General features: G+C 71.9%; 21 protein-coding genes. 17 read left to right on the top strand and 4 right to left on the bottom strand.

The annotated features are described in order from the left end of the window. Positions 1–13 precede the first annotated feature (13 nt). The 10 genes from OO60_RS14195 (at position 14) to OO60_RS14155 (ending at position 8,329) form a co-directional block, all read left to right on the top strand. Positions 14–790, top strand: a complete 777-nt coding sequence (locus OO60_RS14195) for an arylamine N-acetyltransferase (RefSeq protein ID WP_004559807.1) — start codon at positions 14–16, stop codon at positions 788–790. 18 nt (positions 791–808) lie between these two features. Continuing rightward, positions 809–997, top strand: coding sequence for a hypothetical protein (locus OO60_RS14190; RefSeq protein ID WP_004559806.1), 189 nt, complete (start codon positions 809–811; stop codon positions 995–997). Next, complete coding sequence (locus OO60_RS14185; RefSeq protein ID WP_004559805.1) at positions 994–2,049, top strand: 3-dehydroquinate synthase family protein; 1,056 nt, start codon at positions 994–996, stop codon at positions 2,047–2,049. Before OO60_RS14190 ends, OO60_RS14185 begins: the two co-directional genes overlap by 4 nt. Beyond that, positions 2,046–3,302, top strand: coding sequence for a 3-deoxy-7-phosphoheptulonate synthase (locus OO60_RS14180; RefSeq protein ID WP_004559804.1), 1,257 nt, complete (start codon positions 2,046–2,048; stop codon positions 3,300–3,302). The genes OO60_RS14185 and OO60_RS14180 overlap by 4 nt, the downstream gene beginning before the upstream one ends. Next, entirely contained in the window at positions 3,299–4,087 is a 789-nt protein-coding gene (locus tag OO60_RS14175; RefSeq protein WP_033261524.1) for a shikimate dehydrogenase family protein, read from the top strand. Before OO60_RS14180 ends, OO60_RS14175 begins: the two co-directional genes overlap by 4 nt. An 84-nt stretch (positions 4,088–4,171) precedes the next feature. Further along, on the top strand, positions 4,172–4,378 hold the full coding sequence (locus tag OO60_RS46435; RefSeq protein WP_155848838.1) for a hypothetical protein: 207 nt from the start codon (positions 4,172–4,174) through the stop codon (positions 4,376–4,378). A 42-nt stretch (positions 4,379–4,420) separates the two neighbouring features. Next, positions 4,421–5,581 (top strand): 3-amino-5-hydroxybenzoate synthase, encoded by a 1,161-nt coding sequence (rifK, locus tag OO60_RS14170; RefSeq protein ID WP_003062304.1) that lies wholly within the window; start codon positions 4,421–4,423, stop codon positions 5,579–5,581. 73 nt (positions 5,582–5,654) lie between these two features. After that, positions 5,655–6,728 (top strand): Gfo/Idh/MocA family protein, encoded by a 1,074-nt coding sequence (locus OO60_RS14165; RefSeq protein ID WP_033261451.1) that lies wholly within the window; start codon positions 5,655–5,657, stop codon positions 6,726–6,728. Between the two features lie 12 nt (positions 6,729–6,740). After that, on the top strand, positions 6,741–7,439 hold the full coding sequence (locus tag OO60_RS14160; RefSeq protein WP_003062302.1) for an HAD-IA family hydrolase: 699 nt from the start codon (positions 6,741–6,743) through the stop codon (positions 7,437–7,439). 5 nt (positions 7,440–7,444) lie between these two features. After that, entirely contained in the window at positions 7,445–8,329 is an 885-nt protein-coding gene (locus OO60_RS14155; RefSeq protein ID WP_003062299.1) for an ROK family protein, read from the top strand. Here the strand turns inward: OO60_RS14155 and OO60_RS14150 are convergent. Beyond that, positions 8,319–9,515 carry a cytochrome P450 gene (locus OO60_RS14150; RefSeq protein ID WP_003062297.1) on the bottom strand — a complete coding sequence of 399 codons (1,197 nt, stop codon included), beginning with the start codon at positions 9,513–9,515 and terminating at the stop codon, positions 8,319–8,321. The two genes, OO60_RS14155 and OO60_RS14150, sit on opposite strands and share 11 nt — an antisense overlap. Positions 9,516–9,672: 157 nt before the next feature. On the opposite strand from OO60_RS14150, the gene OO60_RS14145 reads away from it, so the two are divergent. The 4 genes from OO60_RS14145 to OO60_RS14130 are packed head-to-tail and all read left to right on the top strand — an operon-like array spanning position 9,673 to position 15,523. Then, positions 9,673–12,885: a S41 family peptidase gene (locus tag OO60_RS14145; protein WP_156081305.1), complete on the top strand. Its 3,213-nt coding sequence runs from the start codon at positions 9,673–9,675 to the stop codon at positions 12,883–12,885. Beyond that, entirely contained in the window at positions 12,885–13,646 is a 762-nt protein-coding gene (locus OO60_RS14140; RefSeq protein ID WP_004562644.1) for an NAD-dependent epimerase/dehydratase family protein, read from the top strand. Before OO60_RS14145 ends, OO60_RS14140 begins: the two co-directional genes overlap by 1 nt. A 29-nt stretch (positions 13,647–13,675) precedes the next feature. Continuing rightward, positions 13,676–14,737, top strand: a complete 1,062-nt coding sequence (locus OO60_RS14135) for an aldo/keto reductase (RefSeq protein WP_004562643.1) — start codon at positions 13,676–13,678, stop codon at positions 14,735–14,737. A gap of 18 nt (positions 14,738–14,755) precedes the next feature. Further along, a complete protein-coding gene (locus OO60_RS14130) occupies positions 14,756–15,523 on the top strand; it encodes a class I SAM-dependent methyltransferase (protein ID WP_004562642.1) in 768 nt (255 codons plus the stop codon). Between the two features lie 60 nt (positions 15,524–15,583). On the opposite strand, the gene surE is transcribed toward OO60_RS14130, so the two are convergent. The 3 genes from surE to OO60_RS14115 are packed head-to-tail and all read right to left on the bottom strand — an operon-like array spanning position 15,584 to position 19,209. Further along, complete coding sequence (gene surE, locus OO60_RS14125) at positions 15,584–16,564, bottom strand: 5'/3'-nucleotidase SurE (RefSeq protein ID WP_004562641.1); 981 nt, start codon at positions 16,562–16,564, stop codon at positions 15,584–15,586. Between the two features lie 25 nt (positions 16,565–16,589). Next, positions 16,590–17,741 carry a glycosyltransferase gene (locus tag OO60_RS14120; RefSeq protein ID WP_004562640.1) on the bottom strand — a complete coding sequence of 384 codons (1,152 nt, stop codon included), beginning with the start codon at positions 17,739–17,741 and terminating at the stop codon, positions 16,590–16,592. A gap of 43 nt (positions 17,742–17,784) precedes the next feature. After that, entirely contained in the window at positions 17,785–19,209 is a 1,425-nt protein-coding gene (locus tag OO60_RS14115) for an NDP-hexose 2,3-dehydratase family protein (RefSeq protein ID WP_004562638.1), read from the bottom strand. 232 nt (positions 19,210–19,441) lie between these two features. Between OO60_RS14115 and OO60_RS14110 the strand changes: the two genes are divergently transcribed. The 3 genes from OO60_RS14110 (at position 19,442) to OO60_RS14100 (ending at position 23,766) form a co-directional block, all read left to right on the top strand. After that, complete coding sequence (locus OO60_RS14110) at positions 19,442–20,608, top strand: cytochrome P450 (protein WP_004562636.1); 1,167 nt, start codon at positions 19,442–19,444, stop codon at positions 20,606–20,608. Positions 20,609–20,798: 190 nt separating this feature from the next. Beyond that, entirely contained in the window at positions 20,799–22,064 is a 1,266-nt protein-coding gene (locus OO60_RS14105; protein WP_004562634.1) for a cytochrome P450 family protein, read from the top strand. A gap of 106 nt (positions 22,065–22,170) precedes the next feature. Further along, entirely contained in the window at positions 22,171–23,766 is a 1,596-nt protein-coding gene (locus tag OO60_RS14100; RefSeq protein WP_004562633.1) for an acyl-CoA carboxylase subunit beta, read from the top strand. The last annotated feature ends 39 nt before the right edge of the window (positions 23,767–23,805 follow it).

Raw genomic sequence — 23,805 nt, 5'->3', positions numbered from 1 at the left:
AAGGTGGTGAACCGTGTTCGACGTGAGTACCTACCTCCGGCGGATCGGCTGTGCCGGAGTCACCGGCAACGACCTGGAAACGCTGCGGCAGTTGCAGAAGAGCCACCTCATGACGATCCCGTACAGCAGCGTCGCCTACGGGCTGCGGGACGCGACCGACGTCGTCGACCTCGACGAGGACGCCGTCTTCGAAACCAGCATCGCGCAGGGGAAGGGCGGGGCCTGCTACCACCTGAACCGGCTGTTCCACCGGCTCCTGACCGAACTGGGCTACGACGTCTCGCCGCTCGCGGGCAGCACCACCGAAGGCCGCGAGACCTTCGGGACCGATGTCGAGCACATGTTCAACCTGGTCACCCTGGACGGCCGCGAATGGCTCGTCGACGTCGGCTACCCCGGCCCGACCTACCTCGAGCCGCTGCCGGTCGGCCCCGGGGTGCAGACCCAGTACAGCAGCCAGTTCCGGCTGGTGGAGAAGGAAGCCGGGTACGCGCTGCAACGCCGGGGCGCGGTCACCCGCTGGAGCGTCGTCTACACCTTCACGACGCAGCCCCGCCAGTGGAGCGACTGGAAGGAACTGGAGGACAACTTCCGGGCCCTGGTGGGGGACACCGCCCGCACCGACCTGCAGGAGGTCCTGTGCGGCCGGGCGTTCGAAAACGGCCAGGTGTTCCTGCGGCAGCGCCGGTACCTGACGGTCCGGGACGGCCGCGAGCAGGTGCGCACGATCACCGACGACGACGAGCACCGCGCGCTGATCGACCGCGTGCTGTCCGGCGAGCTCGGCTGAACCGGGGAAGGGAAGACGATGACGGAAAACGACGGCCTGCTGGCCCGGTTCGCCGGCCTGTGCAAGTCCGCCTACGCGCACCACTACATCCCGTACCTCAATTTCTTCTACGGCGGCGAATACCTCCACCACGGCAGCGAGCCGGTCGCCCGGATCGCCGACCTGCCGTACCGGACGCTGCCGGAGCCGCGGGAGAAGGCGCCGTGAGCACCACGATCCCGGTCCGCCTGAACGAGCGGTCCTACGACGTGCTGGTCGGCCCCGGGGTGCGGCACTCGCTGCCCGGGGTCGTCCGGCGGCTCGGCGCCCGGCGGGCCGCGGTCGTCTCGGCCCGCCCGCCCGACTGGGTGCCGGACACCGGCGTCGAGACGCTGCTGCTGCCGGCCCGCGACGGCGAGCAGGACAAGCGACTGTCCACTGTGGAGGACCTGTGCGGCGAGTTCGCGAGGTTCGGGCTGACCCGGTCCGACGTCGTCGTCTCCTGCGGCGGCGGCACGACCACGGACGTCGTCGGGCTCGCGGCCGCGCTGTACCACCGCGGGGTCGCCGTGGTCCACCTGCCCACGACGCTGCTGGCCCAGGTGGACGCCAGCGTCGGCGGGAAGACCGCGGTGAACCTGACGGCGGGCAAGAACCTCGTCGGCGCGTACTGGCAGCCCAGCGCGGTCCTGTGCGACACCGACTACCTGACCACCTTGCCGCGGCGGGAGGTGCTGAACGGCCTCGGCGAGATCGCTCGCTGCCACTTCATCGGCGCGCCGGGCCTGCGCGGGCGGTCGCTGCCGGAGCAGATCGCGGCCAGCGTCACGCTCAAGGCGGGGATCGTGGCGCAGGACGAGCGGGACACCGGGCTGCGGCACCTGCTCAACTACGGGCACACCCTCGGGCACGCGCTGGAGATCGCGACGGACTTCGCGCTGCGCCACGGCGAGGCCGTGGCCATCGGCACGGTGTTCGCGGGGCGGCTGGCGGGGGCGCTGGGCCGCATCGATCAGTCCCGGGTGGACGAACACCGGGCCGTCGTCGAGTACTACGGCCTGCCCACCGCGTTGCCCGACGGCGTCGATCCGGCGGTCCTGATCCGGCAGATGCACCGGGACAAGAAGGCGATCACCGGGCTCGCCTTCGTCCTGGACGGGCCCCGCGGCGCGGAGCTGGTGAGCGACGTGCCGCCGGAGCTGGTGGCGCGCGTCCTCGGCGAGCTGCCCCGTGAGCGGCTGACGGACCTGGTCGCGGCCACCGATGCGGCGCCGGCATGAGAAGACTGCTGCACGGACCTGCCGAGCCCGGCGGCCCGATCCACCGCCGCGCGGTGGACCGGGCGCTGGGCCGCAGGCTGGACGAGGCACTGGCCCGGCCCGCCGCGCAACAGCCGGACTGGCCGGACCCCGCGCGGGCGGCCCGGGTGGCCGGGCAGCTGCACGACGCCGAACCGGTCGTCGCACCGGCCGAGACGGCCCGGCTGGCGGCCCGGCTCGCGTCGGTCGCCCGCGGCGAGGCGTTCCTGCTGCAGGGCGGCGACTGCGCGGAAACGTTCGACGGCAACACCGAGAGCCACCTGCGGGGCAACCTGCGGCTGCTGGAGGAGATGGCGGACGTGCTCGCGGCCGCGGCCGGCCTGCCGGTCGTCAAGCTCGCCCGGATGGCCGGGCAGTACGCCAAGCCGCGGTCGAACACCGTCGACGCGCTGGGGCTGCCGGTCTACCGCGGCGACATCATCAACGCCCCGGAACCCACGGCCGAGGCCCGGACCCCGGACCCGCGCCGGATGCTGCGGGCCCACGCCAACGCGCTCGAGGCGATGGACCTGGTCCGCAAGTTCTGCGCGGACGACGTGCACGTCAGTCACGAAATGCTCCTGCTCGACTACGAACGGGCCGTGCTGTGGGCGGACGCGAGCGGTCCGGAACCCCGGTTGTCCAGCGGGCTGGCGCACTTCCTGTGGATCGGCGAGCGGACCCGCCAGCTCGACGGGGCCCACATCGCCTTCGCGGAGCTGCTGTCCAACCCGATCGGCCTCAAGCTCGGGCCGAGCGTGACGCCGGAACAGGCCGTCGAGTACGTGGAACGGCTCGACCCGCACCGCACGCCGGGCCGGCTGACGCTGGTCAGCCGGATGGGCCACGACCTGGTCCGCGACGTGCTCCCGCCGATCGTGGAGAAGGTCGCCGCGTCCGGGCACGAGGTGATCTGGCAGTGCGACCCGATGCACGGCAACACCCGCCGGTCGGGCAACGGGTTCAAGACCCGCCACCTCGACCACGTGCTCGACGAGCTCGCCGGCTTCTTCGAGGTCCACCGCGTGCTCGGCACCCACCCCGGCGGCGTCCACGTCGAGGTGACCGGCGAGGACGTGACCGAATGCCTCGGCGGTTCCCCGGGCGTCGCCGAAGCCGACCTGCCCGCCCGCTACCTGACCGCCTGCGACCCGCGGCTCAACGCCGGGCAGTCGGTGCAGCTCGCTCGTTCGGTCGCGGAACTGTTGTGCGGCAGGCGGGTGGAGGCCCGGTGATCAGCGGGGCCACCCGGCTGTACGTCGTCCTGGGCGATCCCGTCACCCAGGTCCGGTCGCCCGGGTTGCTGAACCCGCTGTTCGCCCGGCTGGACGTCGACGCCGTGCTCGTTCCGGTGCACGCGAAACCCGCGGACCTCGCCCGGGTCGTCGGCGGCCTGCAGGCCATCGGCAACCTCGACGGCATCTTCGTCACGGTGCCGCACAAGACGGCCGCCGCCGGGCTCGCCGCCCGCCGCAGCCCGATGGTCGAGATCACCGGCAGCGCCAACGCGCTCCGGCGGGAAGCGGACGGCAGCTGGTACGCGGAGAACTTCGACGGCCTCGGCTTCGTCGCCGGCCTCGTCGCCGCGGGCCACGACCCCAAGGGGCAACGGGTGGCGCTCGTCGGCGCCGGCGGGGCGGGCAGCGCGATCGCGGCCGCCCTGCTGGCCGCCGGGGCGGACCGGCTGGCGGTGTGCGACCCGGACACCGCGAAGCTGCACGCCCTCCGCGACCGCCTGGACGCGCACTGGCCGGGCCGGACCGCCACCTCGGCCGAGCCGGACACCGGCGGCGCCGGCCTCGTCGTGAACGCCACCCCGCTCGGCCTGGACCCCGGCGATCCGCTGCCGTTCCGGCCGCGCCTGCTGCCACCGGGCTGCGTGGTGGCCGACATCATCATGAAACCCGCGGAAACGCGGCTGCTGCGCGAAGCGGCGGAACTCGGTCATCCCGTCCATTACGGAATGCACATGCTCGACGGGCAACTGGACTCCTACCGGGCCTTTTTCGGGTGGCCGTGAACGGCCGGACTACTACCAGGCCGGGGGATGCGGCCCGGCCGGGCGCCGCCATATTTTGGGAACCGGGCGAAGATTCGGAGAAATATGGACGCGCGACAGCCTGCAGAACTCCCGCGGCCGGCTGACTACGTCGAAGCCGCGTGGAATGACCTGGTGAAACACCTTGAGCACGAGTTCGCGGACCGTCGCGGCACCGACCCGACACCGCCGTCGGCGAACGAAACGAACACGGTGGATCGCATCCTGCAATGCCTGATGGATTCCTACCGCGCTTTGTTCGGTCTTTGGTGAACAACAGCCTCAACTGGACCCACAGCGGAGAATCGGAGAGACATGAACGCGCGACAGGCACCGGTGTTCCCCCAGTGGCCGCACTACGACGAGGCCGAGCGGGAAGGCCTGATCCGGGCGCTGGAGCAGGGCCTGTGGTGGCGGATGGGCGGCGACGAGGTCAACTCCTTCGAGCGTGAGTTCGCCGAGCACCACGGCGCCGAGCACGCGCTCGCGGTCACCAACGGCACGCACGCGCTCGAGCTCGCCCTGCAGTGCATGGACGTCGGGCCGGGCACCGAGGTCATCGTCCCGGCCTTCACCTTCATCTCGTCGTCGCAGGCCGCCCAGCGGCTCGGCGCGGTGGCGGTCCCGGTCGACGTCGACCCGGACACCTACTGCATCGACGTCGCGGCCGCCGCCGACGCGATCACCCCGCGCACCAAGGTGATCATGCCGGTGCACATGGCCGGGCTGATGGCCGACATGGACGGGCTGGCGAAGCTCTCCGCCGACACCGGCGTGCAGATCCTGCAGGACGCCGCGCACGCGCACGGCGCCCAGTGGCAGGGCAAGCGGGTCGGCGAGCTGGGCACGGTCGCGACGTTCAGCTTCCAGAACGGCAAGCTGATGACCGCGGGCGAAGGCGGCGCCGTGCTCTTCCCGGAGAAGGAGATGCACGAGCGCGCGTTCCTGCGGCACAGCTGCGGCCGTCCGAAGAACGACACCCGGTACCTGCACCTGATCGCCGGCTCCAACATGCGGCTCAACGAGTTCTCGGCGTCCGTGCTGCGCGCGCAGCTGAGCCGGCTCGACGCCCAGATCGCCCTCCGCGACGAGCGCTGGGCCCTGCTGTCCCGGCTGCTCGCCGGGATCGACGGCGTCGTCCCGCAGGGCGACGACCCGCGCGCCGACCGGAACTCGCACTACATGGCGATGTTCCGCGTCCCCGGGATCACCGAGGAGCGGCGCAACGCGCTGGTCGGCCGGCTCGTCGAGGCGGGCCTGCCCGCGTTCGCCGGGTTCCGCGCGATCTACCGCACCGACGCGTTCTGGGAGATCGGCGCGCCGGACGAGAGCCTCGACGCGGTCGCGAAGCGCTGCCCCAACACCGAAGCCATCAGCGCGGACTGCGTGTGGCTGCACCACCGCACCCTGCTGGCCGGCGAGGCGGAAATGCACGCGACCGCCGAGATCATCGCCGAAGCGGTGGCGGCTGCATGAGCGAGCCTGCGAGCGAATCATTCAACACTGCGTTTGCCGCTCAGGCCGCGCCGAGCGTCAGCGAGGCGGGCGCATGAGCGTCCGGGTCGCCCTGGTCGGGCTCGGCTGGGCCGGCCGGGAACTGTGGCTGCCGCTGCTGCGCGAGCACGCGGACTTCGACGTGGTCGCCGCCGTCGACGCCGATCCGGCGTCGCGCGCGGCCTTCGCCAAGACGGCGGGCATCGCCGTCCACGCGGGTGTGGAAGCGCTCTCCGCGCGGGCGGTCGACCTGGCCGTCGTCGCCGTCCCCAACCACGTGCACGCCGAGGTGGCCGGTTCGCTGATGGCCACCGGCATCCCGGTCTTCCTGGAGAAGCCGGTGTGCCTGACCTCGGCCGAGGTCGACGTCCTGGCGGCGGCCGAGCGCAGCGGCGGGATGCTGCTGGCCGGCAGCGCCGCGCGGTTCCGCGGTGACGTCCGGACGCTGGCGCAGGTCGTGCCCGACCTCGGCGACGTCCGGCACGTCGACCTGGCCTGGGTCCGGTCGCGCGGCGTGCCGCGGTCCGGCTGGTTCACCCAGCGCGACAAGGCGGGCGGCGGGGTGCTGTTCGACCTCGGCTGGCACCTGCTCGACACGCTCGCGCACCTGCTCGGCCCGGGCCGGTTCACGCAGGTGACGGGGGCGACCTCGGACGACTTCGTCAACGTCGGTGCGTGGAGTGCGGCCTGGCGCAAGGACTCCACCGGCGCCGGCGCCGCCGACGTCGAGGACACCGCCCGCGGGTTCCTCGTCCGCGACGACGGCGTCTCCGTTTCGCTGCGGGCCAGCTGGGCCTCGCACGAGGCACGGGACGTCACCCTGATCCGCGTCGAAGGCAGCGCCGGCGTCGCGGAGCTGCGGTGCACGTTCGGCTTCAGCCCCAACCGCCAGCCCGAACCCGTGCTGACGCTGACCAGCGAGGGGACCACCACCCCGATCGCCCTGCCCGCCGAGCCGATCGGGACCGAGTACCGGCGCCAGCTGGACGGGCTCGCCGCGAGGCTGGCCGACCCCGGCAACCGCGGCGTCGCGGTCGCCGAGGCCCGGCCGATCGTCCGGATGATCGAAAACTTCTACGCCTCGGCCCGTTCGGCGCGCGATCCGCGCCCGGTGCCGGCGTACCAGTAGAGAGGGTGCTCCATGGCTTTCCCGATCGTCGACCGGCCCGGCACCGAGGCCGATCCCTCGGTGTCCGCCCGGCACGCGGTCATCTTCGACCTCGACGGGGTCGTCGTCGACAGCTTCGCGGTGATGAGTGAGGCCTTCGCCATCGCTTACGCCGAAGTCGTCGGGGACGGGCCGGCGCCGTTCGAGGAGTACCGGCGCCACCTCGGCCGGTACTTCCCCGACATCATGCGGATCATGGACCTGCCGCTGGCGATGGAGGAACCGTTCGTCCGCGAGAGCTACCGCCTCGCCGACCAGGTGACGGTTTTCGACGGTGTCGTCGAACTGCTGCTGACCCTCCGGACGCGGGGGCTGCGGCTCGCCATCGCGACCGGCAAGAGCGGTCCGCGGGCGCGTTCGCTGCTCGACAAGCTCGGTCTGCTCCCGTTCTTCGCGCACGTCATCGGCTCGGACGAGGTCGCCCGGCCGAAGCCGGCGCCGGACATGGTGCTCAAGGCCCTCGACCTGCTGGACGTCCCGGCCGAGCGGGCCATCATGGTCGGCGACGCGCCGACCGACCTGGCCAGCGCCCGGGACGCGGGCGTCGCTTCGGCCGCCGCGCTGTGGGCGCCCCCGGACGACATCGGCGAGCTGCTCGCGGCCGGTCCCGACGTGGTGCTGCAGCGGCCGGCCGACCTGCTCGCCATCTGCCCGGCGCTGTCGCTCCGCTGAAGCCCGTGTACCTCGGGATCGACGTCGGCGGCACGAAGGTCGCCTTCCGTGTCGAGACCGACGACGGACTCGTCGGCGAGACCGCGTTCGCGTGGGGGCCGCGGCACGGCGCCGCGGCGGACCTCGCCCAGCTCGCCGGGCACGTGGCCGGGCTGCGGCTCGGCGCGCCCCTGCGGGCGGTCGGGGTCGCCATGCCCGGCACGGTCTCGCCGGACGGCCGGGTCACCGCGTGGCCCAACCGTCCGGAATGGACCGGACTCGATCTGCATTCCTCGCTGCAAGAGCTGTTTCCCGAGGCGATCGTCGCCTGGGCGGACGACGGCGACCTCGGCGCGCTCGCCGAGGCACGGGCCGCGGACTGCGAGAACCTGCTCTACGTCGGCGTGGGCACCGGCATCGGCGGCGGCCTGGTGCTGCACGGCGAACCCTGCCCCGGGACGGCCCGCGGCTCGTTCGAGCTCGGCCACGTCGTGGTCGAGCTGGACGGCCCGCCCTGCGTGTGCGGCCGGTGCGGCTGCCTGCAGGCCATCGCCTCCGGACCGGCCACTTTGGACCGTGCCGCCCAGCTGCGGGGAGCGCCGGTGACGTTCGACGAGCTCCGCCAAGCCCTCGCTGACGAACAGCCGTGGGCCGTGAACGCGCTCCGCCGGACGGCTCGCGCGCTGGCCGCCGCGGTGACCGGCGTGCAGGAGCTGGTGCACCCGGACCGCGTGGTGCTCGGCGGCGGCTTCGCGGCGGGCGTTCCCGAGCTCGTCGGCCGGGTTTCCGAGCACCTCACCGAGTTCGCCCGGCCCGGTCAGCCGCCGCTGCCGGCGACACCGGCCGCGCTGGGAGGGCTGTCTTCCCTGCGCGGCGCGGTATCGCTGGCCCGCCTGATCGCTACCAGGTGACCGGCAGCTTGATCATGCCCTGCACGGCGTGACCCGGCCGGAAGGGGATCTCCGCGACCGCGGTCGCCAGGCGCAGGTCCGGCAGCCGCTCGAACAGCTGCTGCAGCGCGATCTCCTGGATGATCCGGGCCAGGTTCTGGCCGAGGCACTGGTGGGCGCCGAACCCGAACGCGATGTGGTTGCGGGTCGGGCGGTGCCAGTCCAGGACGTCCGGGTCTTCGCGGACGTCTTCGTTCCGGTTGAGCACCGACGTCAGGAAGATGATGCCGTCGTCCTTGCGGATGGTCACCCCGCCGATCTCGATGTCCTCCGTCGCCACCCGCGTGATGCCGTCGGTGATCGACGTGTAGCGCAGCAGCTCCTCACCGGCCGCGCCCCACAACGACGGGTCCGCGCGGAGCTCGGCGAGCCGCTCCGGGTTGTCCAGGAGCGTGAAGATGCCGAGCGAAAGCATGCTGGCCGTGGTCTCGAAGCCGGCGCCGAGGATGACGATCGTCAGGTCGACCAGGTCGGCGCGGGACACCTCGCCTTCGGGTGCTTCGACGAGGTCGCCGAACAGGCCCTCGTTCAGCTTGTGGCGGTTCTCGCCGGCCAGGGCGAGCAGGTACTCCCGCAGCTCGCCCATGGCGATCGCCGGGTTCTCGCCGGACAGCATCCGGGTCGTCCGCTGCTCGAAGTGGTCGTGGTCCTCGTACGGCACGCCCAGCAGGTGGCACATCACCATCGACGGCAGCGGCTGCGCGAAGTCGGTGACGAGGTCCGCGGGCGGGCCCTTCTCGACCATCGTGTCGAGCACCCGCCCGGCGATCTCGTGGATGCGCGGCCGCAGGGCGTTGATCCGCCGGTGCGTGAAGCTCGGGATCAGCCGCCCGCGCTGCACCTTGTGCACCGGGTCGTCCACACCGACCAGCGGCGGGGTGAGGCGGTTGCGGATGCGGCCGACCACCTCGGTCGTCGCGGGGAAGGCCGGGTTCCGGCGGTCGGTGGACAGCCGCGGGTCGGCCAGCAGCCGCCGCGCCTCGGTGTGGCCGGTGACGCCCCAGACCACCCGGCCGTCGTACAGCTCCAGCTGGGAGATCGGGCCGCGCCCGGCCGCGGCCCGGAACCCGGACGGCGGCTGGTACGGGCACGTCCGGTCCTCGGGGAAGGCGGCGATCTCGGTCACGGGTTCCTCGGTGGCGGTCATGGGCCGTCCCTTCCGGGCGGAAAAAGCCTGCTACGACGTCGTTTCGCGCCCACGTTAGGGAAGGACCGCGCCGCCGAGCATCCTGCAAGCTGGTAGGCGTGGGCGCTATCAGATCGGGGGATGCCCGCCCGATCACCGGTGCCCTAGCGTCCCGGGGGTGACTGCTGACACTTACCTGAGGCACCCCCACGTCGCCGGTGACGTGCTCACGTTCGTGGCCGAGGACCGGGTGTGGCTGACGTCGGTCGCGGACGCCCTCGCGGGCACCGCGACGGCGCGGTGCGTGGTCGAGGACGCCGGCCCGGGCGGCGCGCGCGTGTCGCTGCCGCGGCTGAACCCCTCGGCGACGCGGCTCGCGTGGACGTCGGTGACGGGTGGCAACACGGTGGCGTTGCGCGGCGGCTCGCGCGAGGTCTGGGTCACCGAGCTCGACGGCGGCCGGCCGCAGCAGTTGACGCACTGGGCCGACCGCAACACCGCGACCTGCGGCTGGCTGTCCGACACGGAGGTGCTGGCCCGGTCCGGCTACGGCCGCGCCGCCGACCGGCGCGCCTGGATGTTCGCCGTCCCCGTCGCGGGGCCGCCGCGCGAGGTGCCCTGCGGGCCCGCCGCGGAGCTCGCGGTGCGCGCCGACGGCGCCCAGCTGGTCGGCACGATGACGGTGTTCGAACCCGTCTACTGGAAGCGCTACCGCGGCGGCTGCGCCGGCAAGATCTGGTACTCCCCGGACGGCAAGACGTTCGAGCCGGTGCTGCGGTCACTCGGCGGCAACCTGACCAACCCGGTCTGGGCCGGTTCGCGGATGGCGTTCCTCTCCGACCACGAAGGCGTCGGCGCCCTCTACTCCGCGGAGATCGACGGTTCGGGCCTGCGCCGCCACGGCGACCTCGGCGAGTTCTACGCGCGCAATGCGACTTCGGACGGCAACCACGTCGTCTACGAGCAGTCCGGCCGCCTCTTCCTGCTGGCGCCCGGCAGCGACCAGCCGGTGCGGCTGCGGATCCGGCTCGCGGACGCGGGCCGCAACCGGCTCCCGCGCACCTGGTCCGGGTCGACGGCGGCCGGCTTCGCGCTCGACCCGGCGGGCCGGCACCTGGTCGCCGAGGTGCGCGGCACCCTGCACCTGCTCCCGGCCGAGGGCGGCGAGCCGCGGCCGGTCTTCGCCGTCCCGGGCGCGCGGGCGCGGCTGCCCGTCGTCACCGAGGACGCCACGACCGTCGTCTGCGTCAGCGACCAGGGTGGCGAGGAGGGCATCGACGTCCTCGCCCAGGACGGCTCCCCGGCCCGCCGGCTGGCGCACGGGGAGCTGGGCCGGGCCCGGGAACTCGTCGTCGCGCCGGACGGGCGGACGGCCGCGGTCGCCACGGACGTCCGGCTGCTGACCGTGGACCTGGCTTCCGGCGCGCTGACCGAACTGGTCCGCACCGACCAGGCCCACGGCCCCTGCTCCGGCCTGGCCTTTTCACCCGGCTCCGACCTGCTCGCCTGGGCGCAGCCGACGGTGTCCAAGGGCGGTGGCCGCAGCCGGATCCGGCTCGCCCGGCTGGCCGACGGCCAGGTCGCCGACGTCACCCGCGGCCGGTTCCAGGACGCCTCCCCGGCCTTCACCACCGACGGCCGGTACCTCGCCTTCCTGTCGGGCAGCACGCTCGACCCGACCGGCCCGAACCTCAACGGGCAGCTGCAGCAGGCCGGGTTCGTCCCGGGCGTGCGCCCGCACCTGGTGCCGCTCGACGGGCGGGCGCCGTCGCCGTTCGACGCGAGCTACGGCGGCTGGCTGGAGGACGCGCCGAGCGCGAGTGAGACCGTGACGGCCGACCTCGAGAACCTGCCCGAGCGCGTGGTGCCGTTCCCGGTCGAAGCAGGCACCTACGAGTCCCTGGTGGCGATCGAAGGCGGCGTGGCCTGGCTGGACCGGCCCTCCCACGGCGTCCTCGGGGAAGCGACCCGGCACGCGCCCGGCCCGCCGCCGATGCCGCGGCTGGTGGGCTACCGGATCGCGGACGGGAGCCGCCCGACGCTGCTGGAGAAGGCCGTGGGCCCGTACGCGGTCGCCGCGAACGGCGGCCGGCTCGCGTATCGGGCCGGTGGTGCCGTGCACGTCAAACCCCTCGGCGACGACGGGACCGAGCTGGTCGCCGACCTCGGCGCGATCCAGGTCGAGACCGACCCGGCCGCCGAGTGGGGCCAGATGTTCGACGAGTCGTGGCGGCTGGTGCGCGACCGGTACTGGCGCGCCGACGTCGACGGCGTCGACTGGCCGTCGATCGGCGCCCGCTACCGGAAGGTGCTGGACCGGATCGGCTGCAGCCACGACCTGTTCGACGTGATCATGGAGATGCACGGCGAGCTCAGCGTCTCCCACGTCGGCGTGTTCTTCATCGGCGGCCAGGGGCGGCCCGCGCCGCCGCCCGGCTACCTCGGCGCGGACCTGGCGCCGACGGCCGGGGACGGCTGGCGGATCGAGCGGCTGCTGACCGGCGACACGTCGTCGAGCATGCACCGCACCCCGCTCACCGGACCCGGCGTGACGGCCCGGCCCGGGGACGTCATCACCGCCGTCGACGGCGAGCCCGTCGACCCGGCGTACGGGCCGATGCCGCAGCTCGCCGGGAAGGCGGGCCGCCCGGTCAAGCTGAGCCTGCGCCGGGACGACACCGAGTTCCGCCTCACCGTCGTGCCGACGCCGCACGAATCCCGGCTGCGCCACCACGACCTGACCGTCCGCCGCCGGGCCCGGGTGGCCGAGCGGACCGGCGGGCGCGTCGGCTACCTGCGGATCATCGACATGGTCGCGGCCGGGTGGGCCGACCTCAACCGCGACCTGGGCGAGGAACTCGAGCGGACCGGGCTGATCCTGGACCTGCGCGGCAACCACGGCGGCGACCTCCACCCGCTGCTGGACCTGCTGACCCGGCGGGTCACCGGCTGGCACCGGCCGCGGTTCGCCCAGCCCTACACCTGGCCGTACGACACCGTCCGCGGCCCGGTGGTGGTGGTCGTCGACGAGTTCACCACCTGCGGCCCGGAAAACCTCGTCGTCTCGCTGCAGTTGCTGGGCGCGGCAACGCTCGTCGGCACCCGCACGCACGGCTCGATGACCGGCTCGATCCCGGCCGACCAGGCCCTCCTCGACGGTTCGCGGGTCTCCCAGCCGACGGTGTCGAAGTGGTGGGACGGGCCGGGCTGGCTGGACGGCCACGGCGTCACGCCCGACGTCGAGGTGGAGATCACGCCGCAGGACTGGGCCGCCGACCGCGATCCGCAGCTGGACACCGCGATCGACCTCGTCCTCGGCTCCCTGGACCGCACCGGCTACCCGGTGCCGCCGGAGCTCGGCCCGCCCACCCGCGGCCGGCTGGAGCGTTGATGGAGGTCATCGGCAGCGGCTTCCTCGCCCGCAACTTCGCGGCCCTCGCGGACTCCCACCCGGGAGTCGTGCTCGCCGCGTTCGGCGTGTCGGTCGCTTCCGGGATCCCCGAAGCGGATTTCGCCCGGGAAGCCATACGCTTGTACGAGCTGATCGACCGCTGCGAGCGGCGGCAGGAGAAACTCGTGTTCTTCTCCACCGCGTCGGCGGCCATGTACGCGGTGCCCGGGGAACTGGGCCGGGAGGACGGGCCGGTCTTCCCCTCGACCGCCTACGGACGGCACAACCTGGCGCTGGAAGCGGTCCTCGCCGCCTCTCGCGCCGACTACCTGGCCCTCCGGCTGGCCCACGTCGTCGGCCCGGCGCAGCACGCGCGGATGCTGGTGCCCGCCCTGGTGCGGCAGATCGAGTCGGGCGCGGTCCGGCTCTACCGCGGTGCGCGGCGGGACCTCATCGACGTCGACGACCTGGTCGACGTCGTGGACAAGCTGCTCGCCACCGGCGCGAGCCGGACCGTCGTCAACGTCGCCACCGGCACGGCCACGCCGATCGAACGGATCGTGGACCACCTCGAAGCCGGGCTCGGGATCCGGGCCGAGCGCGAGTACGTCAGCGAGGTGGCGAGCCAGCCGGTGTCGGTCGCCCGGCTGCGCCGGCTCGTGCCGGAGTCCGCCCGGCTCGGCGGCGACGGCTACTGCCGCCGCGTGCTGGGCAAGTACTTCCGGGAGTACGCCGGCCGCGCGCCGGCCGCGACCGGCTGACCGCACCGCCGACACCGAGGGAACCCTTCATGACATTCGCCGTCGAAGCCAAGCCTCGTGAAACCCTCCTGGACCGGCTCGGCACGCCGGCCGAGCCCGACCGGTTCTACACGCAGCTGGGCCGGACCGGGCTGCGCGTCAGCCGGCTCGCGCTGGGCACGGTGAACTTCGGCGGCCGGGTCGAGGAGCTGGAGTCCCACCGCCTGATGGACCACGCGCTGGCCCAGGGCATCAACTTCGTGGACACCGCGAACATGTACGGCTGGCGTGTCTACAAAGGATACACCGAAGAGGTCATCGGGCGGTGGCTGGCGGCGAGCCCGTCGCGGCGCGACGACGTCGTCCTGGCCACCAAGGTCGGCAACGAAATGGGCCCCGGCCCCAACGAACGCGGCCTGTCCGCGCGGCACATCGTCGCCGCGTGCGAGGCGTCGCTGCGGCGGCTGGGCACCGACTGGATCGACCTGTACCAGATGCACCTCGCCGACCACACGAGCAGCTGGGACGAGGTGTGGCAGGCGATGGAGCAGCTCGTCGGCCAGGGCAAGGTCCGGTACGCCGGCTCGTCCAACTTCGCCGGCTGGAACCTCGCGGCGGCCCAGGAAACGGCCCGGCACCGCCACTTCCTCGGCGTGGTGGCCGAACAGTGCGGGTACAACCTGGTGACCCGGTTCCCGGAGCTGGAGGTGCTGCCCGCGGCGCAGGCGTACGGGATCGCGGTGTTCGCCTGGTCCCCGCTGCACGGCGGCCTGCTCAGCGGCGTCCTCCGGAAGCTGGCCGAGGGCACCGCGGTGAAGTCCGCGCAGGGCCGTGCGGTGCCGGCGCTGGAGGAGTGGCGCGACACCATCGCCGAATACGAACGGTTCTGCCGCGAGATCGGCCGCGAACCGGCCGACGTCGGGCTCGCGTGGGTGCTGGGCCGGCCCGGCGTCACCGGGGCGGTCATCGGCCCCCGCACGGAAGACCACATCGACGGCGCGATCGGCGCACTGGGCGCGCCCCTGTCCGAGGCGGAGACCGCCCGGCTCGACGCCCTGTTCCCCCCGGCCGGGCGGGGCGGGCCCGCGCCGCAAGCCTGGATGTCGACCTGACACCTGAGAGGAAAGCTGATGTCGCAACACAAGAACCCGGGAATCCTCCCGCACGAGTCGCCGGTGGAGAAGGAGGTCCGGGAGCGGCTCACGAAGCTGCTGACCGAGACGCCGATGCCGCCGGTGTACCTGATCGACAACCTCCCGGTGTACCTGCGGCGCCACCAGCTGGCGGACCTGCTGACGATGGACGCGCTCTACCGCGAGCTGGTCGACCTCCCCGGCGTGATCATGGAGTTCGGCGTCCTGCACGGCCGCCACCTGGCCACCCTGGCGGCCCTGCGCGGCATCCACGAGCCGTACAACTCCTTCCGCCGCATCATCGGGTTCGACACGTTCACCGGTTTCCCGGACCTGAACGAGATCGACGAGGTCAGCCCGAGCGCGGCGGTCGGCCGGTTCGCGGTGCCCGAGGACGAGGTGGACCACCTGCGCGAGGTCCTGGCGGCGCACGAGGCGGGCGACCCGGTGTCGCACGTCCAGCGCACGTTCGTGGTGCAGGGTGACGTCCGGGAGACGGTGCCGCAGTACCTGGCGGAGAACCCCGAGACGGTGATCGGCATGGCGTTCTTCGACCTCGACCTGTACGAGCCGACGCGTGACGTCTTCGAGGCGATCCGCCCGCACCTGACGAAGGGCAGCATCCTGGCGTTCGACGAGCTGGGGCACCCGCGCTGGCCGGGCGTCACCAAGGCGCTGCGGGAGACGCTGGGGCTGGAGAACCTGAAGCTGCGGCAGCTGCCGCACCGCGAGCAGCCGGTGATCTACGCCAAGTGGGGCGAATAGCCTACCGAGCAACGAAAAGGGGCGCGCCGCTCGCGGCGCGCCCCTTTTCGGCGTAAACCCTCAGCGGTGCCGGGTCAGCGATCCCGTGAACGTCCGGTTCACATCCACCGCCGAAACACTCACATACCCGTCCAGCAACGCCTTCGTGTCACTACCCGGCTCGAGCACCGGCGGCGGCGTCACCGCGTTGTACCCGACCTGGTAGGTCCCGTCGCCCGTCGGCGTGTACGCGATCCGCCCCTGCACCACGCGGCCCACCGAAGTCCAGCGCACCGGCGACGGACCCGCGCCGGGCTGGACGTCCGGCTGGTTCACGTTCACCAAAGCCATGTCCTTCACGAACGTCCACGTCCGCGGCGAAGCGAGCAGCCGGACCACGACGTCCGCCGCGGCCTTGTACGTGTCGTTCGACGGCGGGGGCGAGACCTGCGTGCCGGCGCTGACCGCCACCGCGGGCACCCCGCGCTCGACCGCGACCGTGGCCGCGCCGATCGTGCCGGAGCCGTTGACCGCGATGTCCGTGTTGGGCCCCGAGTTGATGCCCGAGACGACCAGGTCCGGGCCGTTCGTCCAGCCGAGGCGCTGCGGAAGCACGCCGGTCAGGGCGATGTCGACCGAATCCGCCGGGGTCACCGACGGGCTGTCCGCCGCACACGGGCTCGTCGCCTGGCACGCGCCCAGCACCAGCCCGTGGCCGGGCGCGTTCGCGCAGTCGGCGGCGAACTCGGCGGGCACCGCCAGTGGCGGGGCCACGGCGACGAAGGGCGCGCCCGACACCGCCCGGCTCTTCCCGCTCTGCTGCCCCCACGGCCCGACGACGGCGACGTCGGCTCCGGCCTGGCACAGGGCCTGGCGGAGCACGTAGATCCCGCGCCCGTCGGATCCGTTGGCCTTCGCGGCCTGCACGCCGTCGTCGTTGACCAGCACGACCTTCTTGCCGGCCAGGGAAACCCCGTCTTCGCGCGCGCTGGCCTGGGCCGGCACCGCGACCGCCGTCACCACCGCCGCGGCGATCGCGACCCGCAGAACTTTGGACAGCATCGTCCTCCTCTTCCGATTCTTCCGCTCAGTTGTGTGCGTGGACGAGCCATTCGATGCGCCGGACCACTTCGGACGGCAGGGGCAGCGCGGCGATTTCCCGGGCCAGCCCGGCCGCGGCCGCAGCGTAGCGGGGATCCGAGATGATCTGCTGGCACTTTTCGGCAATCGCCTCGGTGGTGGCCTGCTCGTGCGTGAGCATCACCGCCGCGCCCGCTTCGACGAGCCGGCGGGCCATGTCCATCTGGCGGAACTGCCCGGCGTCGGGCAGCAGCACCTGCGGCACGCCGAAGCTCAGCGCCGTCATCATCGTGCTGCCGCCGCTCTGGTGCACCAGGACGTCACAGGTGGGGGCGAGGATGTCGAGCGGGATCCAGCCCACCTCGACGTTCTTGTCGTCCAGCCGCTCCCGCAGCGTGGGGACGGCCTCCTCGGGCACCGCCACCGCCGCCTCCACGTCGAGCGTGGTGACGTTCTTGACGATGCCCTGGACGAAGTCGTACTGGTGGTAGTCGGCGACGCCGGTCCCGACCGTGATGCCGACCCGGGTGTCCGCGCCCTTGGTGTACATCCACGGTTCCAGGCGGCACTGCGAGTTGCCCGCGATCCACCGCATCATCTGCCCGTGCTTCGACCCCGGCTCCCGCAGGCTCGGCGGCATGACCTCGACCAGCAGGTCGGGCTCGGGCAGCGCGGCCAGGCCCAGGTCCGCCAGTTCCTTCTGCAGCTGGGCGGTCGCCCCGGCGTCGAACAGCTTCGGGTCGTGGATGTCCCACGCCTGCCGCACGTACGGGACGCCGAGCCGGGCGGCCAGCAGCGGCGCGCCGTAGGCCAGCATGCCGCCGATGACGACATCCGGGCGCCAGCTCTCGCCGAATTCCACCAGGCTGTCCATCGGCAGGGTTTCGATCACCGCGAACAGCCGGCCCGCCCAGTGCTCGCGCTCGACGGCGTCGGCCGGCACCTCCGCCAGCCCGTGTTCGGCGCGGATCTGTTCCCGGGTCAGGTTCGGCTGCATGACCGGCACCGCGGGCAGCCCGGCCGCGGCGATCGCCGGGACGACGTCGTCGGCGGCCGCGGTCACCATCACCTGGTGCCCCGCGTCGCGCAGGGCCGTGGCGAGCGAAACGTGGGCGAAGAACGTCGACGGGGTGATCCCGGCGAGCACGATGACCTTCAAGTGTCCTCCTGGCTCCGATCCGTCCTGAGTGGACGGTGGCTGTTCACCACAGCGTGTGCAGGCCCGTCAGCAGGCTGCGCGCTTCGACGTTGAAGTAGTTGCTGTACCGCACCAGGTTCGTGGCCTGCTGCGCGGTCATCCAGATGAAGTCCGGCGGCACCTCGACCGGGAAGTCGTCGCCCACCTCGGCGACCACGTAGCGGTTCTCCGCGTGGTGGAAGCGCCCGCCCTCCTCCGAGTGCACGACGTCGTGCTTGATCGCTTCGGGCGGGGCGTCCAGCACCTGCCGCAGGTACCGCGGCGGCTCCGCGCCCTCGTAGTTCTCCGGCGTGCAGTGCACGGTCGGGGCCATCTCGATGACGTCGAACGTGCCGGCCTGGGTGCGGGCCTGGACGAGGACGTGCAGCACGCCCCCGATCCGCTTGGCCAGGAAGGCCAGCAGCCCGCGGCCGACCGGCGCCAGCATCGGCTGCGTCCAGTGCGCCACCTCGCGGTTGCTCGCCTGGACGTCGACGCCGATCACCGAGAAGAACCGGCCCTTGTCGTGGCTGATGTGCTTGTCCGTGGAGTACCAGCCGTCCACCTGGTTGAGCGGGATCCGCTGCTGGTCGAGGGTGTGCTTGGTCTTGGCCTCGGTGAACCAGCTCAGCACCGACGGCAGTTCGTGCAGCGCGCCCTTGCGCTCGGCTAGCGACCGCAGGAGCGCGCCGCGGAACGAGTCCTCGTCGAGGATCGACGGCCGGTCGACCGGCGCGGCGAACGGGATGCCCGAGAGCACCGTCCGCGAGTCCATGTTGACCAGGTTGTCCACGTGCAGCAGCTCGTGCAGCTGCGCCAGGGTCAGCCAGCAGAAGTCCTCGAGCACCGGGATGTCGTCGGTGACCTCGATGACCATGTTGCGGTTGCGCTTGTGCAGGAACCACGCGCCCTGCTCGGACTGCAGCACGTCGACCAGCACCCGGCCGCGCCAGGGCGCCGTGAAGTACTCCAGGTATGGGATGGGCTTGCCCTTGTGCACCCGGGTGTAGTTGCTGCGGGTCGCCTGCAGGGTGGGGGAGAGCTGGGTCAGGTTGACGTTGCCCGGCTCCATCTTGGCCTGCATCAGGCAGTGCAGGACGCCGTTGAACTCCTTGACGAGGATGCCGAGGATGCCGGTCTCCGGCTGCCGGATGATCGGCTGGGTCCAGTGCGCGTGCTCGCCGTGGTCGGTGTGCACCGCGAGGCCTTCGACCGCGAAGAACCGGCCGCTGTCGTGGACGAGGTTGCCGCTGCCGGGCTGGAACCGCCAGCCGGCCAGCTCCTCGAACGGGACCTGGGTGACCTGGTAGCTGTTGGCCGCCTGGCGTTCGGCGAACCACTCGTGGAACGCCGGGGTCGGCACCACCACGCGGTCGTGCGTGTTGGCCGACTCGGTGAACCGGCGCAGCAGGTCGTCGTCGGTCGTGGTCAGCAGCCCGGCAGTGGACATCGGCGCGCGCCCTCTTTTCCTTCGACCGTGGGAACAAGCCGCTGTCGGCCGCATGAGTCGTCCCGGATTCGTCCGTAGGCTAGGGCGGCGGCCGCCGGCCGGACATCCCCCGTTCTGATAGCGGAACCCGGTTGCGGAGAGCGAACGACCAGCCTGAGGGATTCCGCCGTCACCCGTGCTCCCGGTAAGTAACTGACTGGCCGAGCAGAACCGCGCAAACCTAGGGAGACCGGTGTTCGAGACACACGAGCAGCACGTCTGGATGCGCGGGGAAGTGCCGCCCGCGAAGGTCCGGTACGACGAGGAAACGCGGATCCACCACGTGTACGGGTACGACGACGCGCTGGCGGTCATGATGGATCCGGCGACGTTCTCCAGCAATTCCCAGCGCCTGATGCCGACCAAGTTCAAGTTCGCGACGGAACTGACCGACGGCAACATGGTCCGGCTCGACCCGCCGGAGCACACCCAGCTCCGCAGCATCGTCAACCGCGGCTTCACCCCGCGGATGATCGACAACCTGGACGGGCGCATCGAGTCGCTGACCCACGAGCTGCTCGACGAAGCCGAAGACGGCGACCGGATGGACCTGGTGGAGGCGCTCGCGTATCCGCTGCCGGTGATCGTGATCGCCGAGATGCTCGGCGTGCCCGGGTCGGACCGGGTCTGGTTCAAGCAGCTGATGACCAAGCACCTCAACAGCGACAAGGACGCGCTGGAGGACGTGGCGGCCGCGATGGAGCAGCGGGTCGCCGACATCCAGCAGCTGCGGGCGTACCTGGCCGAGCACACCGCCGAACGCCGTCGCACCCCGCGCGAGGACCTGCTCACCGCGCTGGTCCAGGCCGAGGTGGACGGCGACCGGCTGACCGACGCCCAGGTGGTCAACTTCGCCAACCTGCTGCTGATCGCCGGGCACGTGACGACCGCGTCGATGCTCGCCAACACCGTGCTGGCGCTGGACATCAACCCGGTGCAGGCCAAGCGGATCCGCGAGGACCGCGAGCTGGTGCCGGGCGCGATCGAGGAGTCGCTGCGGATGTACCCGCCGTTCCAGCGCATCATCCGCGCGACCATGGTGGACACGGAACTCAGCGGGCACAAGATCCCGAAGGACCGGCTGGTTTCGGTGTGGATCGGTGCGGCCAACCGCGAGGAACGCATTTTCGCCGACCCGCACAGCTTCGACCCGACCCGCGACTACAAGCTGCACCTTTCGTGGGGCCACGGCGTGCACTTCTGCCTGGGGACGCCGTTGAGCCGGCTGGAAGGCCGGATCGCGCAGAACATCCTGTTCGACCGCTACCCGGAACTGCGCACCGACCCGGAACGGCCGCCGGTTTCCCAGCCGTCGCCCGATTTCACCGGCCTGCAGTCGCTGCCGGTCATCCTTCGCTAGCCCCGGTCGTGAGTGAGAAACAGTGTTAGAACACTGTTTCTCACTCACGACCGCCGGGGCAAGCCGTCGCCGGGCCTATCAGGTTGGGGGATGTTCGCCGGGGGCCGTCTCCCTATGTTCGAAAACGGGCCTCGGCGCGTTCCGGCCCCGGGCCGGCGAATCGCCCGCATTCCGACTCGAGGAGAGGTTCATGACCAGCACCGCCGAGACTTCGGCCGAAAAGGTGGATCTGTTCGCCCCCGACGTGATCGCCGACCCGTGGGGTGCGCACGCCAAGGTGCGGGAGGCACCGACCCTGCAGATCGGCGGGTTCATGGGCGGGCCGCCGATGTTCCTGGCCGCCCGCTACGAGCACGTGAAGAGCGTCCTCACCGATCCGCGGTTCCTCACCAACCCGCCCGAGGACGCGGACATCGAGGACATCCGCAACGGCGTGTTCCAGCACCTGGAAATGCCGGAGGAGCTCATCCCCTGGCTGAAGAACCTCATCAACGCCTCCGACGGCGACGACCACGCCCGGCTGCGCAAGCTGGTCTCCTACGCGCTCACCAACCACCGGGTGAGCAAGTTCCGGCCCCGCGTCGAGGAAATCGCCGCGAAGCTGCTCGACGACCTGGTCGAGGCGACCAAGGACGGTTCGCCGATCGACCTCGTCCAGGCGTACTGCTACCCGCTGCCGATCCAGGTGATCTGCGAGCTGGTCGGCGTCGACGTCGAGGACCGGCCGATCTGGAAGACCTGGAGCGACGCGATGGCGACGCTCGACGGCAAGACGCTCCCGGGCGCGGTGCGCGCGGCCCTCGCCGGCGCCCGCTCGCTCATCGCGCGCCGCCGGGCCGAGCCGAAGGACGACCTGGTCACCGCGCTCGTCCAGGCGCAGACGAACAACCCGGAGATCGTCACCGACGACGAGCTGGTCGGGATCCTGTTCAGCCTGGTCACCGCCGGGCACCAGACGACGACGTACCTGATCGGCAACTCGGTGCTCGCCCTGCTGGAGCACTCCGACCAGCTCGCGCGGCTCAAGGCCGACCCGTCGATGTGGGCGCAGGCCGTGCGCGAGCTGCAGCGCCTCGGCCCGATCCAGTTCGGGCAGCCGCGGTTCGGCACCGAAGACATCGAGCTGGGCGGGGTGCTGATCCCGCGCGGGATGCCGGTCGTGCCGATGATCATGGGCGCGAACAGCGACCCGCGGAAGTTCCCCGAGCCGGAGAAGCTGATCGTCGACCGGCTGAGCGTCGGCAGCGAGAGCCACCTCGGCTTCGGCAAGGGCATCCACCGGTGCCTGGGCCAGCACGTCGCCTACCTGGAGGCGGAGGTGGCGCTGCGCGGCCTGTTCACCCGGTTCCCCGACCTGTCGCTGGCGGTGCCGCGCGACGAGGTCCCGTGGATCCTGCGGCCCGGGTTCACCCGGACCAAGGACCTCCCGGTGCTGCTGGGCAAGCCGTCGTCCTGAACCCGCGGTGTCGCGAATGACTCATTCGGGACGTCCGGCGTCCCGAATGAGTCATTCGCGACCTTTGGGGGGCCCGTCGGCACGCGCACCGACCTGAGGAGTCACCATGGAATCCGGACCGGGCGCCGGCTTCGCCGCGCCGACCACCACCGCCGACCGGCTCAAGGAACTGCGCCGCCGCACCGAAGAAGTCGTGGCGCACGGCTCCGTCCGCGCGGCCGAACGCCAGCACCCCCGCGGCCGGCTGACCGCGCGGGAACGCATCGACCTGCTGCTCGACCCCGGTACGTTCGTGGAGCTCGACAGTTTCGTCCGGCACCGCTCGACCAACTTCGGCCTGGAGCACAACCGCCCGCTCGGCGACGGCGTCGTCACCGGGTACGGCGAGGTGGACGGCCGGCCGGTCTGCGTGTACAGCCAGGACGCCAGCGTGTTCGGCGGCTCGCTGGGCGAGGCGCACGGCAGCAAGATCGTCAAGGTGATGGACCTGGCGGTGAAGACCGGGCGGCCGATCGTCGGCATCAACGACGGGGCAGGCGGCCGGTTGCAGGAAGGCGTGGTCGCGCAGGCGATCTACGGCGAGATCTTCCGCCGCAACGTCCGCACGTCGGGCATCGTCCCGCAGATTTCGCTCATCCTCGGGTCCTGCGCGGGCGGTGCGTGCTACTCGCCCGCGCTGACCGACTTCGTCGTGATGGTCGACGGCAACTCGCACATGTTCCTCACCGGTCCGGACGTCATCCGCGGCGCGACCGGGGAGCAGGTGGGCATGGAGGAGCTGAGCGGCGGCCTGACCAACAACACCCGGTCGGGCAACGCGCACTACCTCGGGTCGAGCGACGAGGACGCGATCGGGTACGTCCAGCAGCTGCTGTCGTACCTGCCGTCCAACAACCTCGCCGACCCGCCCACGTTCGCGCCCGGCCGGGTGTCCGCCGGCGCCGCCGACCTCGACACCCTGGTCCCGAACCTGGCGACGCAGCCCTACGACATGCGGGAAGTCCTGCGCGCGGTGGTCGACGAGGGCGAGCTCGACGAGGTGCAGGAGCTGTACGCGCCGAACGTCATCGTCGGCTTCGCCCGGATCGAGGGGCAGAGCGTCGGGATCGTGGCCAACCAGCCGCTGCAGCTGGCCGGCTGCCTCGACATCAACGCGTCCGAAAAGGCCGCCCGGTTCGTGCGCACCTGCGACGCGTTCAACGTCCCGGTGGTCACCTTCGTCGACGTCCCCGGCTTCCTGCCCGGCACCGAGCAGGAGTGGAACGGCATCATCCGGCGGGGCGCGAAGCTCATCTACGCCTACGCCGAAGCGTCGATCCCACTGGTCACCGTGGTGATCCGCAAGGCGTACGGCGGCGCGTACGACGTCATGGGGTCCAAGCACCTCGGGGCCGACCTGAACTTCGCCTGGCCCACCGCGCAGATCGCGGTCATGGGCGCGAGCAACGCGACCGACGTGCTGTACCGCAAGACGATCGCCGAGGCGGCCCGCCAGTCCGCCGACGTGGAGGCGCTGCGCGCCAAGCTGGCCAAGGAGTACGAGGAAACCCTGCTGACGCCGTACCTGGCGGCCGAGCACGGGTACGTCGACGCCGTCATCGAGCCGTCGCAGACCCGCGAGTACGTCGCCACCGCGCTGAAGAGCCTCCGGGGCAAGCGAGAGCTGCGGCTCCCGCGCAAGCACGGCAACATCCCCCTCTGACATGTGGCCGGGGCTCGTGAGTGGTAAGGCGGGTTCTAA

Source organism: Amycolatopsis vancoresmycina, from assembly GCF_000716785.1.
Taxonomy (GTDB): Bacteria; Actinomycetota; Actinomycetes; order Mycobacteriales; family Pseudonocardiaceae; genus Amycolatopsis; species Amycolatopsis vancoresmycina.
The sequence above is the reverse complement of the archived record's forward strand: the minus strand, read 5'-3'. Positions and strand labels throughout refer to the sequence as shown.